The sequence below is a fragment of the Delftia tsuruhatensis NBRC 16741 genome (assembly GCF_001571325.1).
GTDB lineage: Bacteria > Pseudomonadota > Gammaproteobacteria > Burkholderiales > Burkholderiaceae_C > Comamonas > Comamonas tsuruhatensis.
This window is the reverse complement of the sequence record NZ_BCTO01000035.1, coordinates 46,367-59,495: the sequence shown is the minus strand read 5'-3', so window position 1 is coordinate 59,495 and position 13,129 is coordinate 46,367. Positions and strand designations below refer to the sequence as shown.

Below are 13,129 nucleotides of genomic sequence, written 5' to 3'. Positions count from 1 at the left end.
GGGCACCGGGCGCGGCAAGCCTGTGCGTGCCCTGCTGTCTCCCGAAGAAGAACTTCCATGTCCGAAGCCCTGCATCCCTGCCTGAACTGCGGCGTCTGCTGCGAACACTTCCGTGTCGAATTTTCCGTCTACGAGCTGCGCTCCATGGGCGGCACCGTTCCCGATGAACTGGCCCATGAGGTCCACGGCAACCGCTGGCGCATGAACGGCACCGAGCGCCGCCCCGTGCGCTGCACGGCCCTCACGGGCCGCTGCGGCGAACAGGTGGCATGCAGCATCTACGAGCAGCGCTCATCGACCTGCCGGGAATTCGAGATGGGCACGGACCGCTGCAACGCTGCGCGCCTGGCGCATGGCCTGCCTGCGCTGGATGACGGCGCCCGCATCTGGCTGGCCGCTGCCTGAGCGTGCAACCGGCCGGCGGCCCGGCGACCGGCCTGTCGACCGACCTGGCGCTATGGCTGGCGCCTGTCCGGTGCGCAGCTGTCTCCGCCGCAGGCGCTGCAGCCGCCGCAGCCGCCCCCGTCCTTGGGCGCCAGCGACGGATGCAGCTGACCGGCCTTCAGCCGCCAACGCGCCGGCAGGTAGCGCCAGACCAGGGACACGGCCGCCACCACCACGATCACGCCCACGATGATGTTTTGCCACATGCTCAATGCCCTCCTCAGCCCGCGCCCAGCGCGAGGGCCACGCGGTAGGTGATGAAGCTGGCCAGGTAGGCCAGCGCGAACAGGTAGCCCGTCATCAGCAGCGGATAGCGCCAGCCATTGGTCTCGCGCCGCACGGCCGCCAGCGTGGAAATGCACTGGGGCGCGAACACGAACCAGGCCAGCAGCGACAGCGCCGTGGCCAGGGACCAGGTATGGGCGATCAGCGGCCCCAGCTGCTCGGCCATGGCCTCGTCGCTGGCAGCGGACAGTGCATAGACCGTGCCCATGGCACTGACGGCCACTTCGCGCGCGGCCATGCCGGGCACCAGGGCGATGGCGATCTGCCAGTTGAAGCCGATCGGCGCCAGCACCACCTCCAGCCAGCCGCCGATGCGGCCTGCAAAGCTGTAGCGGATGGCCGCTTCGGTGACGCCATCGGGCGGCGCCGGGTAGCTGGCCAGGAACCACAGCACGATGCTCACGGTCAGGATGATGCCGCCGACGCGGCGCAGGAAGATCATGGCGCGCTCGTACAGGCCCAGGGCCAGGCTGCGCGGGCTGGGCCAGCGGTAGGAGGGCAGCTCCATCAGCAGCGGCGTGGGGCCGGCGCTGCGGCCCACCAGCTTGGCCACGCCGGCCACGGCCATGGCGCTGGCGATGCCGGCCACGTACAGCGCAAACAGCACCAGGCCCTGCAAATTGAAGATGCCGCCCACCGTGCGCTCGGGAATGAAGGCGCTGATCAGCAGCGCATAGACCGGCAGGCGCGCCGAGCAGGTCATCAGCGGCGCGATCATGATGGTCACCAGGCGGTCGCGCCAGCTGGTGATGGAGCGCGTGGCCATGATGCCGGGCACGGCGCAGGCGAAGCTGGACAGCAGCGGAATGAAGGAGCGGCCCGACAGGCCGACCTTGCCCATGATGCGGTCCAGCAAAAAGGCGGCACGCGGCAGGTAGCCCGAATCCTCGAGTGCAAGGATGAACAGGAACAGGATCAGGATCTGCGGCAGGAAGACCAGCACGGCGCCCGTGCCGGCGATCACGCCATCGGCCAGCAGGCTGCGCAGCGCGCCTTCGGGCATGTGCTCGTTGACCAGGGCCGAGACGGCCGAAACGCCGCCCTCGATGCCATCCATCAGCGGCTGCGCCCAGCTGAACACGGCCTGGAACATCAGGAACAGCGTGGCCGCCAGCAGCAGCATGCCCCACAGCGGGTGCAGCACCACGGCATCGATGCGGTCGTCGCGCCGGGTATCCACCACGGGCTCCTTGACGCAGTCGGCCATGATGCGGGCCACCTGCTGGTGCAGGGCCAGCACCTGCTCGCGCGCATCGCCCGGGCGGGCCGGGGCCTGCAGCTGCGGCGCCGCCAGGGCGCGGGCTTCGGGGCCGTCCAGCCATTGCAGCAGTTCGCGCGCGCCGTCCTGGCGCACGCCCACCGTGGACAGCACGGGCATGCCCAGGGCGCGTGACAGCGCCTCGCGGTCGATATCGATGCCCTGGCGCCTGGCCATGTCGCTCATGTTGAGCACCAGCAGCATGGGCAGGCCCAGGCGCTGGGCCTCCAGCACCAGGCGCAGGTTCAGGCGCAGATGGGTGGCGTCGGTGACGCAGACCAGCAGTTCGGGCGGCGCCTCGCGCGCATGGCGACCCGAGACGATGTCGCGCGTGATGCGCTCATCCTCGCTGTGCGCATGCAGGCTGTAGATGCCCGGCAGGTCCAGCACGCGCACGCGCCGGCCGCTGGCCGTGCTCAGCCAGCCTTCCTTGCGCTCAACGGTCACGCCCGCGTAGTTGGCCACCTTCTGGCGTGCGCCGGTCAGCAGGTTGAACAGCGCCGTCTTGCCGCAGTTGGGATTGCCCAGCAGGGCCAGGCGCAGTGCGGAATCACCGCTGCCGCCGCCGCCCTGGGCAGGCTGCAGCGGCTGAATGAGTTTGGGAGAGGACGACGCGCTCATGCCACCGCCTCCGGCGCCACGCGCACCAGGGCCGCCTCATGGCGGCGCAAAGCGAACGTGGTCTGGCCCACGCGCACGGCCAGCGGGTCGTCGCCCGGAAAGCCCGCGGCCAGGATGCGCACGGGCTCGCCGGGCAGAAAGCCGATCTCCATGAGCCGCAGCAGCAGTTCCTGCTCGCTGGCATCGCGTGCGGCATGGAGCTCGACCACGCGCGCCGATACCTGGCGGGGCAGGGCATCAAGGGTGATGGCCGTGGTGGCAGCAACGGCGGCAACGGCAGCAGAGGAGGACATGGGAGGCGCGGACAGCGTGGACGGAGCCGCAGCGTCCGTCGCGGGGTTCATCGAATGCATGGCGTGTTGTATCAATTGATTTTTATTCTCATTTTGATTTTGATCGAACCCGGGCGGCGGGACCGCGCATGGTATCGGAGTGCGGGACAGGGTTTTGCGTTCCCGGCTTTGCCCCCTGGCGGGCCCAGGCGAGCGGCGCGCGGCACAATGGCGGCCGACGCCGACACGGCCTTTGCGCACTCCCCTCCCCACGCCATGACCCATCCCTGCCTGAGCTGCGGCGCCTGCTGCGCATCGTTTCGCGTGGACTTTTCCGTGCACGAGTCGCAGGCGCAGGGCGGCCGCGTGCCAGCCGGGCTGGCCGAGGAAGTCACCGACCACACCTGCCGCATGCGCGGAACCGACTGGGCGCGTCCCCGCTGCGCGGCCCTGGTCGGCAAGGTGGGCGAGAAGGCCCATTGCGGCATCTATGAATGGCGCCCCTCGCCCTGCCGCGAGTTCGCCGCCGGCAGCGATGCCTGCAACCGCGTGCGCGTGCGCCATGGCATGCAGGCGCTGGACAGCGGCCTGCTCTAGCAGCCTGCCAGGCGCCACCAGCCGTCATTCCACCGGCAGCCCCGCCAGCTGTCCCTTGAATTCCTGCAGCGAGAAATGCGTGTGCACCTGGCGCACGCCGGGCAGCCGGTGCAGGCGGCTGAGCAGCAGATCGGAATAGGCGTCGAGATCGCGCGCCACGACGACCAGCAGGAAGTCCTCCGGCCCCGAGATGCCGTGGAACATCACGACCTCGGGAATGGCGCAGACCGCTTCCTGGAAATGGCGCGAGGACTCCTCGTTCTGGTGGTCTATGCCCACCATCACGAAGGCCAGCACGCCAAAACCTATGGCGCGCCGGCTCAGCGCGGCGTGGTAGCCGGTGATCACGCCCTCGTCCTCCAGCCGCTTGATGCGCCGCCATGACGGTGACTGCGACAAATGCACACGCTGCGCCAGCTCACCCGAGGTCAGCCGCGCGTTGTCCTGCAGGGCGCGGATCAGCAGCCGGTCCGTTCTGTCGATGTCGATTGGCATAAACCACCTATGAATTCATGTTTCACAGAATAACTTATCCAAGATCAAGTCGATTTAGGGATAACTACTAAACGCCCCGCGAAGGCCGTCCATAGCATCCGCCTCCGAAGCCCCCCACAGCAACGGAGACAACAACCCATGCCAGCCTTCGAAGACATCGTCCAGCGCGAAGCCGGACTCAAACAGCAGCTGTCCGCCGGACAGATGACCATGATCGCCATCGGCGGTGCCGTCGGCACCGGCCTGTTCCTGGGCAGCGGCTTTGCCATCGGCTTTGCCGGGCCCAGCGTGCTGATCAGCTATGCCATCGGCGCAGTGATCTCGCTGCTGCTCATGGGCTGCCTGGCCGAGATGACGGTGGCCCACCCGACCTCGGGCTCGTTCGGCGCCTATGCCGAGCACTACATCAGCCCGATGGCCGGCTTCATGGTCCGCTATGCCTACTGGGCCTGCGTGGTGCTGGCCGTGGGCACCGAGGTGACGGCCGTGGGCCTGTACATGGGCTACTGGTTCCCCGAGGTGCCGCGCTGGGCCTGGGTGGTGATCTTCTCGGGCGCGCTCATCGGCGTGAACATGATGAGCGTCAAGGCCTTCGGCGCCGTGGAGTACAGCTTCTCCATGATCAAGATCATCGCCATCGCGGCCTTCATCGTGGTCGGCGCCTGGGTGGTGTTCGGCGCCCGTCCGGACGGCGTGGGCTTTGCCAACTACGTCAACAACGGCGGCTTCTTCCCCAACGGCCTGTGGGGGACCTGGGTGGGCGTGATCATCGCCATCTTCAGCTACCTGAGCATCGAGATGATCGCGGTAGCCGCCGGCGAGGCCAAGGACCCGCAGCGCGCCGTCACCAGCGCCTTCCGCTCCACCATGGTGCGCCTGGTGGTGTTCTACCTGGCCACGATCGCGCTGATGCTGGCCATCGTGCCGTGGTCGGCCGCCGGCAAGGAGGGCAGCCCCTTCGTCAAGGTGATGGAGATCATCGGCCTGCCCGGCGCGGCCAGCGTGGTCAATTTCGTGGTGCTGGTGGCCGCCCTGTCGGCCATGAACAGCCAGCTGTACATCACCACCCGCATGATGTTCAGCCTCTCGCGCGCCGGCCATGCGCCCGCCGTGCTGGGCCGCGTGAACTCGCGCGGCGTGCCGCTGCCGGCGCTGCTGCTGTCCTGCCTGGGCATTGCCGTGGCCACGCTGTTCAACATCATCAATCCCGAGCAGTCCTTCATGCTGATGATGGCCGTGGCCATGTTCGGCGCCATGTTCACGTGGTTCATGATTTTCGTGACCCACCTGTTCTTCCGCATCCACTGGGTGCGCCAGGGCAACAAGCCGCTGGCCTTTCGCATGTGGGGCTTTCCGGTGCTGACGCTGCTGGGCGCGGCGCTGATGCTGGCCGCCCTGGTGTCCACGCTGTTCACCGACGTGTTCCGCCTGACCGTGCTCACGGGCCTGCCCTTTTTGCTGCTGCTGGCCGCCGTCTACGCCATCTGGTATCGCCGGCCGGCCGGCCAGCCCTCCCCTCAGACCCCAACCCAGACCCCAACATCCACCCAAGCCCAGGTTCCCGCCCGGTGACATCCGGCCTCCCGTTTCTCTCTCTGCCTTAGACACATGACGACTCTTGCCCCCCTCGATACCGCCCGCGCCTCGATGTTCAGCCACGTCCCGCCCTACCCCGGAGATCCCATCCTGTCGCTGATGGAGGCCTTCCAGCAGGACCCACGCGCCGACAAGGTCAGCCTGAGCATCGGCCTGTATTTCGACGAGGCCGGCCGCCTGCCCGTGCTGGACTGCGTGCGCCAGGCCGGCGATGCCCTGGCCCGCGAGCAAAGCCCCAGCGGCTACCTGCCCATCGAAGGCATTGCTCCCTACCGCCAGCTGGTGCAGGACCTGGTGTTCGGCGCCGGTCATGAGGCCGTGCGCAGCCAGCGCATCGCCACCGTGCAGACCCTGGGCGGCTCGGGCGCGCTCAAGCTGGGCGCGGACTTCATCCAGCACTATTTCCCCGGCGCCGAGGTCTGGCTCAGCGATCCCACCTGGGACAACCACCTGGCCATCTTCCAGGGCGCGGGACTGCGCACCCACAGCTATCCCTACTACGACGCGGCCACGGGCAGCCTGCGCTTCGACGCCATGCTGCAGACGCTGCGCGAACTGCCCTCGGGCAGCGTGGTGCTGCTGCATGCCAGCTGCCACAACCCCACGGGCGTGGACCTGTCGCGCGAGCAGTGGCAGCAACTGATCCCGGTGATCGTGGAGCGCGGCCTGATCCCCTTCGTGGACATGGCCTACCAGGGCTTTGGCGATGGGCTCGATGAAGACGCCTGGTCCGTGCGCGCCCTGGCCGATGCGGGCGCCCAGGCCTTCGTGGCCAATTCGTTTTCCAAGAACTTCTCGCTGTATGGCGAACGCGTGGGCGGCCTCAGCGTGGTCTGCAACGACGCGTCCACGGCCGGCAATGTGCTGGGCCAGCTCAAGGCCACGGTGCGCAGCAACTATTCCTCGCCACCCACCCGTGGCGCACGCCTGGTGCAGCAGGTGCTGGCATCGCCCGAGCTGAGCGCCCAATGGGCGCAGGAGCTGGCGCAGATGCGCGGGCGCATCAAGGACATGCGCGCCCAGCTGCACGGCGCGCTGCATGAACGCTTTGGCGAGCGGCGCGACTTCGGCTTCCTGCTGACCCAGCGCGGCATGTTCAGCTACACAGGCATCACCGAGCCCCAGGTCCGCCGCCTGCGCGACGAGCATGGCGTGTACCTGATCCGCTCGGGCCGCATGTGCATGTCGGGCCTGTCCGGCGCCAACGTGCAGTACGTGGCCGACGCCATTGCCACGGTGCTGGAGTCGCCGCAATGAGCGGCTGCCCCGTCCATGGCGGCCTGACCGAGCGCATCGTCGCCGAGGAAAGGGCGCAGCTGGATTTCAGCCAGTCCATGAGCTATGGCGACTACCTGCAGCTGGACGCCATCCTGGGCGCACAGCAACTGCTGTCGCCCACGCATGACGAGTTGCTGTTCATCATCCAGCACCAGACCAGCGAGCTGTGGATGAAGCTGATGCTGCACGAGCTGGGCGCGGCCACGGCCGCCGTGGCGGCCGACCGCCATGCAGATGCCTTCAAGATGCTGGCCCGCGTGAGCCGCATCATGGAGCAGTTGGTCGGCGCCTGGTCCGTGCTGGCCACCATGACGCCTACCGAGTACACGGCCATGCGCCCGTATCTCGCCAGCTCCAGCGGCTTCCAGAGCTACCAGTACCGCTGCATCGAGTTCGCGCTGGGCAACAAGAACGCCGCCATGCTCCAGCCCCATGCCCACCGCCCGGACCTGCTGGCGCGGGTGGAGGCTGCATGGCGCGCACCTTCCCTGTACGACGAGGCCCTGCGCCTGCTGGCACGCCAGGGGTTGGCCATTCCTGCCGGGCACCTGGAACGCGACTGGACCCAGCCCTACACGGCCAGCCCCGAGGTCGAGGCCGCCTGGGCGCAGGTCTACCGCGACCCGCAGTCGCACTGGGACCTGTACCAGCTCGGCGAAAAGCTCGCCGACATCGAGGACGCCTTCCGCCTGTGGCGCTTTCGCCATGTGACCACGGTGGAGCGCGTCATCGGCTTCAAGCGCGGCACGGGCGGCACCGGCGGCGTCAGCTATCTGCGCAAGATGCTGGACGTGGTGCTGTTCCCCGAAATCTGGTCCGTGAGAACCGCGCTGTAAGGCCTTCCGCCTGACAACAACCACCAAGAACCAAGACACCATGAAGCAAATCATCGACGTGGGACTGCCGCCGCTCAAGCAGCCCTTCTCCTGGGCCGTCAAGGCCAGCGGCCAGATGCTGTTCACGGCCCACGGCCCCGTGCGGCCCGACGGCAGCATCGACACCGGCCCCATCGAACAGCAGGCGCGCCTGACCTTCACCAACCTGCGCAACGCGCTGCAGGCCGCAGGCGGCACGCTGGCGCATGTGACCCAGGTGCTGATCTACATGACCGACGTGGCCGACATGCCGGCCATCGACGCCGTGTACCGCGAGTTCTTCGAGGCGCCGTATCCCAACCGCTCCAGCATGGGGATTTCGGCGCTGGTGGTGCCGGGCATGAAGCTGGAGATCGTGGCCTACGCCATGCTCCCCTAGAGGCTGTGACGGACATGCCGGCGCCCCGCAATTGCGTTCAATACAGGGGCGGCGTGCGGGACGAGACTGCGTGCCTTGTGCAGTCCTGCGTCCGCGCGAAATCTCATGTCCTCCTCGCTGCTCGCCATGGGCGTCTTCACCCTCGTCGGCGCCATCACGCCCGGCCCCGTCAATGTGCTGGCCCTGCGCCACGGCGCAGCGCGCTCGCGCCTGGTCTCTGCCGCCTATGTGCTGGGCGCCAGCGCCAGCTATGCGGCCGTGGTCTGGGTCATGGGCCAGGGCGCACAGTGGCTGCTGCAGACGCTGCCGCAACTGTCTGCGGCCGCACAGTGGCTGTGCGCCGCCTATCTGCTGTGGCTGGCCTGGCGGCTGGCCAACGCGCCTGTGGGCCAGGCCGGTGCGCAGCAGCAGGCCGGATCGCAGCGCACGCTGCAGGCCTTGCTGCAAGCGCTGTTGCAGGGCACGGCCGTGCAGACGCTCAACCCCAAGGCCTGGCTGGTGGCGCTGGCCGGCGTGGGCCTGTTCGTGCTGCCCCATGCGAATGCGCCGTGGGCGCTGCTGCAGTTTTGCGCCATCTCGCTGCTGGCCTGCCTGGTTGGGGTCGGCAGCTGGGCGCTGCTAGGGCAGCTGCTTTCGGGCTGGCTGCGCACCGAACGCCGCCAGCGCCTGTTCCACCGCCTGCTGGCCCTGCTGCTGGTCGCCAGCGTGGCGGCCATGCTGGCATGATGGCTGGCCGCCATGACTTCAGCCTCTCCCCACCGATTCCACCGCCATCCGGCCGCCCCCTGGGCCGAGCTGCGCGACAGTGCGCGCTCGCCGCATTGCTTTCGGCTGCACATGCATGCCGAGTACTCGATCGGCATCGTGGACGCGGGCCGTACCGTGTTCCACCATGCCCACGGCCCGCAGCCCGTGGAGGCGGGCGGCGTGGTGCTGATCGAGCCCGGCGCCTGGCATGCCTGCAATCCCGACCCCGGCGCGCCATGGTCCTACCGCATGCTGTTTGTCGAAGCCGACTGGCTGCACGCGCGGCTGGGCGTGGCCGCGCTGCGCTTTCCCCGGCGCACGCTCACGGATGCGGACATCGCCCGCCTGGTGGATGGCCTGTGCCGCCCCGTCGATGGCGCGGCCGCCGCCGACCGCCTGGCCCTGGGCCTGGAGCACCTGCTGGACCGCTGTGCCCAGCCCGCAGCCTTGCCCCTGCCCGGCGATGCGGCGGCCCTGGCCCCCGCGCTGCAGCGCCTGCATGCAGGACCCGATGCAGGCCTGACCGTGCAGTCCCTGGCCCAGGAATGCGGCATGAGCGCCACGCGCTTCATCCGCCGCTTCAAGGCGGCCACGGGCATGACGCCCGGCAGCTACCGCCTGAACCTGCGCATCAACGGCGCGCGCCGCCTGCTGGCCACGGGGGCGGCGCTGTCCGATGCGGCCTATGCCATGGGCTTTGCCGACCAGGCCCACCTGCAGCGCGCCTTCAAGGCCCACCATGCGCTGACGCCGGGCTGCTACGCACGCGGAGCCTGAGCCGGACCCTCCCATGGTTTTGCAGCGGCCAGCCCGGGGCCGGCGGTGAAAGCGCAGATACTTACGCCTTCCGCTTTCAGCCCCCAACCGCCGCGCACCATGGCCGCCTTCCAAGACATTCAGCAACGAGAAACCGGCCTGCGCCAGCAGCTGTCCGCCGCCCAGATGGTGATGATCGCCATCGGAGGCGCCATCGGCACCGGCCTTTTCATGGGCAGCGCCTTCGCCATCGGATTCGCCGGCCCCAGCGTGCTGGTCAGCTACGCCATCGGCGCGCTGATCTCGCTGCTGCTCATGGGCTGCCTGGCCGAGATGACGGTGGCCCATCCGACCTCGGGCTCGTTCGGCGCCTATGCCGAGCACTACATCAGCCCGATGGCCGGCTTCATGGTCCGCTATGCCTACTGGGCCGCCGTGGTGCTGGCCGTGGGCATGGAGGTGACGGCCATAGGCATCTACATGGGCTACTGGTTCCCCGACGTGCCGCGCTGGATCTGGGTGGTGGTGTTCTCGGGCGCGCTGGTGGCCGTCAACGCCAGCAGCGTCAAGGCCTTCGGCCAGGTGGAGTACGGCTTTTCCATGGTCAAGATCATCGCCATCGTGGCCTTCATCCTGATCGGCGCCTGGGTGGTGTTCGGCTCGCAGCCCCAGGGCATCGGCTTTTTCAACTACACGGCCGATGGCGGCTTCTTCCCCAAGGGCCTGTGGGGCACCTGGGTGGCCGTGATCATCGCCATCTTCAGCTACCTGAGCCTGGAGGCCGTGGCCGTGGCGGCTGGCGAGGCCGAGGACCCCAAGCGCGCCATCACCCGGGCCTTTCGCACCACCATGGCGCGCCTGGTGATCTTCTACCTGCTGACGCTGGCGCTGATGCTGGCCATCGTGCCCTGGCAGCAGGCCGGCACGGACAAGAGCCCCTTCGTGAAGGTGATGGAGATCATCGGCATCCCGGGCGCTGCCAGCATCATCAACTTCGTGGTGCTGGTGGCCGCGCTGTCGGCCATGAACAGCCAGCTGTATGTGACCTCGCGCATGATGTTCAGCCTGTCGCGCGGCGGCTATGCTCCCTCGGTGTTCGGGCGGCTGAACAGCCGCGGCGTGCCCGTGGCGGCGATTGCCATCTCCTGCCTGGGCATTGCCGTGGCCGTGGCCGTGAACCTGTGGAAGCCCGAAGGCTCGCTGCTGTGGATGATGTCCGTGTCCATGTTCGGCGCCATGTTCACCTGGTTCATGATCTTCGTGACCCATCTGTTTTTCCGCGCGCGCTGGTCGCGCGAGCATCCAGGCCAGCGCCTGCAGTTCCGCATGTGGGGCTATCCGCTGTTCACGCTGGCCGGCGCCGCGCTGATGCTGGGCGTGATCGTCACCACCTATTTCACCGAGGTCTTCCACATGACGCTGCTCACGGGCCTGCCCTTCCTGGGCCTGCTGGCCCTGGTGTATGCGCTGTGGTACCGGCCGCGCGCACAGGCCGCCCGAACCGCCCCGAAGGAGTGAAACCATGACCCGCAGACTCTGGGACATCTCCCCGGCCGTGCAGGCCGCCAGCCCCGTCTTTCCCGGCGACACGGCCTACAGCCAGCAATGGTGCGCCACCATCGGGCCGGGCTGCCCGGTCAATGTCAGCGCCATCACGCTGTCGCCCCATGTGGGAGCGCATGCCGATGCACCGCTGCACTATGACGCGGACGGCGCCAGCATCGGCCATGTGGACCTGGACGCCTTCCTCGGCCCCTGCCGCGTGATCCACGCCATCGGCAAGGGACCGCTGGTCGAATGGGAGCACATCGCCCACGCCGTGGAGCATCTTCCGGCACGCGTGCTGGTGCGCACCTACGAGCGCGCCCCCACCACCTGGGACCAGGAACTGGCCGCCTATGCACCGGCCACGGTCGAGCGGCTGGCCGACCTGGGCGTGAAGCTCATCGGCATTGACACGGCCAGCATCGACCCGGCCAGCAGCAAGAGCCTGGACAGCCACCAGGTGATCCGCCGGCGCGGCCTGCGCGTACTGGAGAACCTGGTGCTGGACGAGGTGGCCGAGGGCGACTACGAGCTCATCGCCCTGCCGCTCAAGCTGGTCGAGGCCGATGCCTCGCCCGTGCGCGCCGTGCTGCGTGCCCTGGCCTGATTCCCGGGCCGCACCTTTCGCCTTTCGCCTTTTCCATACCCAAGGAGACCCCGTGACGAGCCTGCAAGACTGCCTCACCCTCGATGCGCAAGACCCGCTGCGCGCCCTGCGCGACCAATTCACGCTGCCCGAAGGCGTGATCTACCTTGACGGCAATTCGCTGGGCGCCAGCCCCCGCGCCGCCGCCGCGCGCGTGGCCGAGGTGGTGCAGCAGGAATGGGCCCAGGGCCTGATCCGCTCGTGGAATGACGCCGGCTGGATCAGCCTGCCCCAGCGCCTGGGCGACCAGTTCGCCCCCTGGCTGGGCGTGGGCGCGGGCGAGCTGGTGTTCACCGACACGGCCTCCATCAACCTCTACAAGGTGCTGACGGCGGCGGCCCGCATCGCGCGCGAGGACGCGCCGCAACGCAAGCGCCTGATCAGCGAGCGCAGCAACTTCCCCACCGACCTCTACATCGCCCAGTCGGTCTGCCAGGAATACGGCCTGGAGCTGGTGCTGCTCGAACCCGAGGAAATTGCCAGCGCGCTGACCGACGAGGTGGCCATCTGCATGCTCACCCATGTCAACTACCGCACGGGCGCCATGCACGACATGGCTGCCGTGACGGCTGCCGCGCAGGGCAAGGGCATTCTCTGCGTCTGGGACCTGTGCCACAGCGCGGGCGCCGTGCCTGTCGATCTCAAGGGCGCGAATGCCGACTTCGCCATCGGCTGCAGCTACAAGTACCTCAACGGCGGCCCCGGTGCGCCGGCCTTTGTCTGGGCCCATCCACGCCTGATCAACCGCTTCTGGCAGCCGCTGTCGGGCTGGTTCGGCCATGCCGAGCCTTTCAAGTTCGTGCCGGACTACCACCCGGCCCAGGGCATACAGCGCTACCTGTGCGGCACCCAGCCCATGGTCAGCCTGAGCGTGCTGCAGTGCGGCCTGGACGTGTTCACTGCCGTGGAGCCGCTGGGCGGCATGGACGCGCTGCGCAAGAAGTCGCTGTCGCTGACCGACCTGTTCATCGCCCTGGTCGAGGAACGCTGCCAGGGCCACGGCCTGGGCCTGGCCACGCCGCGCGAGCACGGCCGGCGCGGCTCCCAGGTCTGCCTCACGCGCGAGGAAGGGCTGGGCGTGGACGGCAAGGACAGCGGCGCCTATGCCATCGTGCAGGCGCTGATCGCGCGCGGCGTGATCGGCGACTTCCGCAAGGGCGACGGCACGGGCCTGCACAAGGACATCCTGCGCTTCGGCTTCACGCCGCTGTACGTGGGATTCGAAGATGTCTGGCATGCCGTGGAGCACCTGCGCCAGGTGCTGGAATCGGGCGAATGGCGCAAGCCGGAGTTCAACCGCGTCAATGCGGTGACCTGAAGCCTGGAGCCAGCCCT

General features: G+C 68.4%; 15 protein-coding genes. 11 read left to right on the top strand and 4 right to left on the bottom strand.

Annotated features, from left to right (window positions below):
• Positions 1-57 precede the first annotated feature (57 nt).
• Complete coding sequence (locus DTS01S_RS18015; protein ID WP_016448986.1) at positions 58-405, top strand: YkgJ family cysteine cluster protein; 348 nt, start codon at positions 58-60, stop codon at positions 403-405.
• 50 nt (positions 406-455) lie between these two features.
• On the opposite strand, the gene DTS01S_RS18010 is transcribed toward DTS01S_RS18015, so the two are convergent.
• The 3 genes from DTS01S_RS18010 to DTS01S_RS18000 are packed head-to-tail and all read right to left on the bottom strand — an operon-like array spanning position 456 to position 2,961.
• On the bottom strand, positions 456-650 hold the full coding sequence (locus tag DTS01S_RS18010) for a hypothetical protein (RefSeq protein ID WP_016448987.1): 195 nt from the start codon (positions 648-650) through the stop codon (positions 456-458).
• Positions 651-664: 14 nt separating this feature from the next.
• On the bottom strand, positions 665-2,608 hold the full coding sequence (gene feoB / locus DTS01S_RS18005) for a ferrous iron transporter B (protein ID WP_061288271.1): 1,944 nt from the start codon (positions 2,606-2,608) through the stop codon (positions 665-667).
• On the bottom strand, positions 2,605-2,961 hold the full coding sequence (locus DTS01S_RS18000; protein ID WP_016448989.1) for a FeoA family protein: 357 nt from the start codon (positions 2,959-2,961) through the stop codon (positions 2,605-2,607). Before DTS01S_RS18000 ends, feoB begins: the two co-directional genes overlap by 4 nt.
• Before the next feature lie 195 nt (positions 2,962-3,156).
• Between DTS01S_RS18000 and DTS01S_RS17995 the strand changes: the two genes are divergently transcribed.
• Positions 3,157-3,477: a YkgJ family cysteine cluster protein gene (locus DTS01S_RS17995; protein WP_026062772.1), complete on the top strand. Its 321-nt coding sequence runs from the start codon at positions 3,157-3,159 to the stop codon at positions 3,475-3,477.
• A 24-nt stretch (positions 3,478-3,501) separates the two neighbouring features.
• On the opposite strand, the gene DTS01S_RS17990 is transcribed toward DTS01S_RS17995, so the two are convergent.
• Positions 3,502-3,972 (bottom strand): Lrp/AsnC family transcriptional regulator, encoded by a 471-nt coding sequence (locus DTS01S_RS17990; RefSeq protein WP_016448991.1) that lies wholly within the window; start codon positions 3,970-3,972, stop codon positions 3,502-3,504.
• A gap of 138 nt (positions 3,973-4,110) precedes the next feature.
• Between DTS01S_RS17990 and DTS01S_RS17985 the strand changes: the two genes are divergently transcribed.
• The 9 genes from DTS01S_RS17985 (at position 4,111) to kynU (ending at position 13,112) form a co-directional block, all read left to right on the top strand.
• The gene (locus tag DTS01S_RS17985; protein WP_034365342.1) at positions 4,111-5,544 is read left to right on the top strand and encodes an amino acid permease; all 1,434 of its coding nucleotides are present in this window, start codon (positions 4,111-4,113) and stop codon (positions 5,542-5,544) included.
• Positions 5,545-5,619: 75 nt separating this feature from the next.
• Entirely contained in the window at positions 5,620-6,825 is a 1,206-nt protein-coding gene (locus DTS01S_RS17980) for an amino acid aminotransferase (RefSeq protein ID WP_017407661.1), read from the top strand.
• The gene (kynA, locus tag DTS01S_RS17975) at positions 6,822-7,682 is read left to right on the top strand and encodes a tryptophan 2,3-dioxygenase (RefSeq protein ID WP_061288268.1); all 861 of its coding nucleotides are present in this window, start codon (positions 6,822-6,824) and stop codon (positions 7,680-7,682) included. Before DTS01S_RS17980 ends, kynA begins: the two co-directional genes overlap by 4 nt.
• A 40-nt stretch (positions 7,683-7,722) precedes the next feature.
• Positions 7,723-8,100 carry a RidA family protein gene (locus DTS01S_RS17970; RefSeq protein ID WP_013803668.1) on the top strand — a complete coding sequence of 126 codons (378 nt, stop codon included), beginning with the start codon at positions 7,723-7,725 and terminating at the stop codon, positions 8,098-8,100.
• Between the two features lie 105 nt (positions 8,101-8,205).
• A complete protein-coding gene (locus tag DTS01S_RS17965) occupies positions 8,206-8,826 on the top strand; it encodes a LysE family translocator (protein ID WP_034365336.1) in 621 nt (206 codons plus the stop codon).
• A 12-nt stretch (positions 8,827-8,838) separates the two neighbouring features.
• The gene (locus DTS01S_RS17960; RefSeq protein ID WP_026062931.1) at positions 8,839-9,624 is read left to right on the top strand and encodes a helix-turn-helix domain-containing protein; all 786 of its coding nucleotides are present in this window, start codon (positions 8,839-8,841) and stop codon (positions 9,622-9,624) included.
• Between the two features lie 99 nt (positions 9,625-9,723).
• Positions 9,724-11,121, top strand: a complete 1,398-nt coding sequence (locus DTS01S_RS17955) for an amino acid permease (RefSeq protein ID WP_016448996.1) — start codon at positions 9,724-9,726, stop codon at positions 11,119-11,121.
• Between the two features lie 4 nt (positions 11,122-11,125).
• Positions 11,126-11,755, top strand: a complete 630-nt coding sequence (kynB, locus tag DTS01S_RS17950; protein ID WP_026062937.1) for an arylformamidase — start codon at positions 11,126-11,128, stop codon at positions 11,753-11,755.
• A gap of 52 nt (positions 11,756-11,807) precedes the next feature.
• On the top strand, positions 11,808-13,112 hold the full coding sequence (gene kynU / locus DTS01S_RS17945; protein ID WP_017407566.1) for a kynureninase: 1,305 nt from the start codon (positions 11,808-11,810) through the stop codon (positions 13,110-13,112).
• Positions 13,113-13,129 lie beyond the last annotated feature (17 nt).